The sequence below is a fragment of the Microcystis sp. BLCC-F209 genome (genome assembly GCF_041928595.1).
In the GTDB taxonomy this organism is placed as follows: domain Bacteria; phylum Cyanobacteriota; class Cyanobacteriia; order Cyanobacteriales; family Microcystaceae; genus Microcystis.
Genome location: NZ_JBHFLL010000222.1, coordinates 1 through 2,672, shown reverse-complemented (window position 1 = coordinate 2,672; position 2,672 = coordinate 1). Strand labels below are relative to the sequence as shown.

Sequence of the window (2,672 nt, the reverse complement as noted above, 5' to 3'; positions counted from 1 at the left end):
ATTACTGGTGCAAGTTGGCAATCTTGTAATGTACCGCAAGTCCTTCGTCATCGCTGTGCTTATCTAAATGGTTGCCTTTTTTAACTTTTTTATTGATCTCATTAAGCATTTCTACTTATTGCAAAGGTGAGATGCTCCCATACTGGTCACAAATCTAGGGGATGTTTCTGGTAAGGTAAATTCCTCTAGGTAAAGCCGTGTGGCTTCTTTCAATCCAGCAATCGCCTGCTCAATTGTTTCTCCTTGATCTACTGTGCCAACTTCTGGACATTCAGCAATGTACATATTATCTTCTTTGTACAAAATAACAGTAAAGATGCGATTTTTCATGGTGTCTTATCATCTCCGGCTTACTCTGAAAATCATAACATAACTGTTTCCTAATCGTTTGGTTAGAAAATAGTTATGTTTCCTGATCATTGACCCAACTCAAGCTTTTTGAAAAACTCTATAAGATATTAAGTTATTAGTAATTAATCCAATATTGTCCCACCTTCCTAGAATTGAGTGAGAAGATTGTGCAAAAACAAGCGTAGAGTTGATTAATCATTGAAATAAATTTGCCCCAATCAAACCGACTCGATGAACTGCTCGATGTCCGATTCTTACGAACCAAATTTGAGCATAGGTCAATCGGGCTAAAAGTTGATCGGAAGCTGTGAGGCTGTCTTTTGCTACTTCAAAAGCCCCTGTTTCAATATCTATGGCTACAATCTTCCCATGATTGCCTTCCTCGACTTGGGGGCGCACCTGAGATTGATAAATCTCTTTACCACGTCGGGCGAATTCTTCTTTGCTGTAGGGGAGTTGATTAACTGTCATTGTCCTGACCCCGTTGCCACTTTTGCCCCCCTATTTTAACCTAAACATTGGCAATCTTCGCTAACATTTCTCAACTAAGCCCACAAGAGCGGCATCGCATTTAGACTCACAGTTTCAATCAATGTGCATGGTGCGTTCCCCAAAAATCTATTGGTGGAGCGGTAGAAGTTGCATTTGGGGAACGCACCCTAGGCAACTAAAAATGGTTTAAAAGTTGTTTTTCGGCTTGCAACGGGTCTTTTATATTTAATTGATTTCGTGCTTTTTCTATATTTTGCTGGGTTTTATATGCACCAGATATCTGACAAAAAAGAGTGAACAAGTTCAGTCCAATAATTTGGGCTGTATCTAGATCTTTAAGCGTTAAGTCTAAACTAACATATGATGAAATTGACACGAAGATCGGCACAAGTGCTGCCCATTGTACATAAACCCAAGATGTCCACACACCATCCCAATTTCTTAATTTCGTAACGCTAATTATGCCCCCAACATAGGGTATAAAAAGCCAAAATAGCCAGTGCGCCCATATCCTAGCTTTCGCAGCATAGAGCAACTTTATTCTACTATCTCTTGAGATATCTGATTGGGGTGGAATTGTTTCCTCAACTCTTTCTTTTTGAATATTTCTATAAGTAGTCGGAAATGGGGGAGGTGATTCGCCAGGAATGGGAGGAGGTGCATCCTCTGGTAAAATATCGTTTAATTCAGTTTGGCTCAGGTGTTGCCATTCTTTCATACCTTTTTTCCAGACTAGGGTATTTTCATTAATATCACCTTGATGAGCGAAGGATTCCATCTCCTCAAGACTAAAACTTCCCTTTCTGTGATTGTCTTCGATAAAGTACCACATAACCTTTGAACTCACCTACTACCAGTTTGTTTGGACAATAAAAGAAACCAAAATTATTCACTGCATTTTAAAAATGATGTTGGGCTTTGTTCTACTTCGTAAAGACCATAATCACCACTAGACTCTACAAATTTAAGTTGATAACCAGAGACAATTTCTAGCAAAAATGTTCCCAAACTATCAGCTTGAACCTCGATAGATTTACCATCGGAAGACCATTTTCCAGAATATTGCTTAAAATGCCAATCTCGATCTCTTATCGTAATGCCAGAAGCAGATTGAGGTTGAGGATTTTCTCGCCGCCTCGTAACTTTGTATTCGTTATTGGCATCAAAATAATGCTTTTCTTTAATATTTCCATCTGCCGATAAGCCTTGCCAACAACCCAGAAATGAGGGTGAACTCGAAACATCGTTGCTAGAGGAATCAGAGCTATTTTGATTGATTTCTTCCCCAGAACAGCCTACTAAGCACAGTAAACTAATCGCCATTAACTGTGAAACCTTGATGAACATAATCATCGTTGGATTACCTCCAAAATTCTGCCTAACTACACATTATAGGTCAACTTTCTGCATAACAATCTCCAGAGCAACGATAGGGGTCAACTTTCTGCATATCACCCAGTCCTACAACATATATACTCATTTGTCAATAGTTAGCAATATTTAATCTGCTTATACTTCGAGTTTTGGTCTGAAAATGGGCGATCGATAGTCAAGCGATCGAGAGATGGGGAACAACTTATACTAAATCCGTTGAGTATAGGCTACATATCAAGACAGACAAAAGGCACTCATGCAAAAGGTATACTTTAGACGTTCATAATCTGAGATTTATTAAACTTCTGAAATCGTAGAGTCAGCAAGGAATCCAGTTCTTTTTTATGTTTCAGATGGGCATCATTCAGACATTCATAAATAGCTGAAGAAAAGTCAGAAAAGTTCTCATAATATTTACCATATAAACATTTCTTTTTGACAAATTTCCACAGCCT

General features: G+C 38.5%; 4 protein-coding genes and 1 pseudogene. All 5 read right to left on the bottom strand.

Annotated elements, in window-relative coordinates; all coding sequences use genetic code 11:
- Positions 1 to 111: 111 nt before the first annotated feature.
- Positions 112 to 330, bottom strand: a complete 219-nt coding sequence (locus ACE1AQ_RS14540; protein WP_110546109.1) for a type II toxin-antitoxin system HicB family antitoxin — start codon at positions 328 to 330, stop codon at positions 112 to 114.
- Positions 331 to 546: 216 nt separating this feature from the next.
- On the bottom strand, positions 547 to 822 hold the full coding sequence (locus ACE1AQ_RS14535; protein WP_110546110.1) for a hypothetical protein: 276 nt from the start codon (positions 820 to 822) through the stop codon (positions 547 to 549).
- 196 nt (positions 823 to 1,018) lie between these two features.
- Positions 1,019 to 1,675: a DUF4339 domain-containing protein gene (locus tag ACE1AQ_RS14530; protein WP_110546111.1), complete on the bottom strand. Its 657-nt coding sequence runs from the start codon at positions 1,673 to 1,675 to the stop codon at positions 1,019 to 1,021.
- A gap of 53 nt (positions 1,676 to 1,728) precedes the next feature.
- On the bottom strand, positions 1,729 to 2,196 hold the full coding sequence (locus ACE1AQ_RS14525) for a hypothetical protein (protein ID WP_110546112.1): 468 nt from the start codon (positions 2,194 to 2,196) through the stop codon (positions 1,729 to 1,731).
- Positions 2,197 to 2,489: 293 nt separating this feature from the next.
- Positions 2,490 to 2,672, bottom strand: a pseudogene (locus tag ACE1AQ_RS14520) (IS630 family transposase); the annotation flags it as partial.

Excerpts from the sequence above, each read along its gene's own strand:
- ACE1AQ_RS14530 (WP_110546111.1), bottom strand. The coding sequence starts at position 1,675 with ATGTGGTACTTTATCGAAGACAATCACAGAAAGGGAAGTTTTAGTCTT.
- ACE1AQ_RS14540 (WP_110546109.1), bottom strand. The coding sequence starts at position 330 with ATGAAAAATCGCATCTTTACTGTTATTTTGTACAAAGAAGATAATATG.
- ACE1AQ_RS14525 (WP_110546112.1), bottom strand. The coding sequence starts at position 2,196 with ATGATTATGTTCATCAAGGTTTCACAGTTAATGGCGATTAGTTTACTG.
- ACE1AQ_RS14535 (WP_110546110.1), bottom strand. The coding sequence starts at position 822 with ATGACAGTTAATCAACTCCCCTACAGCAAAGAAGAATTCGCCCGACGT.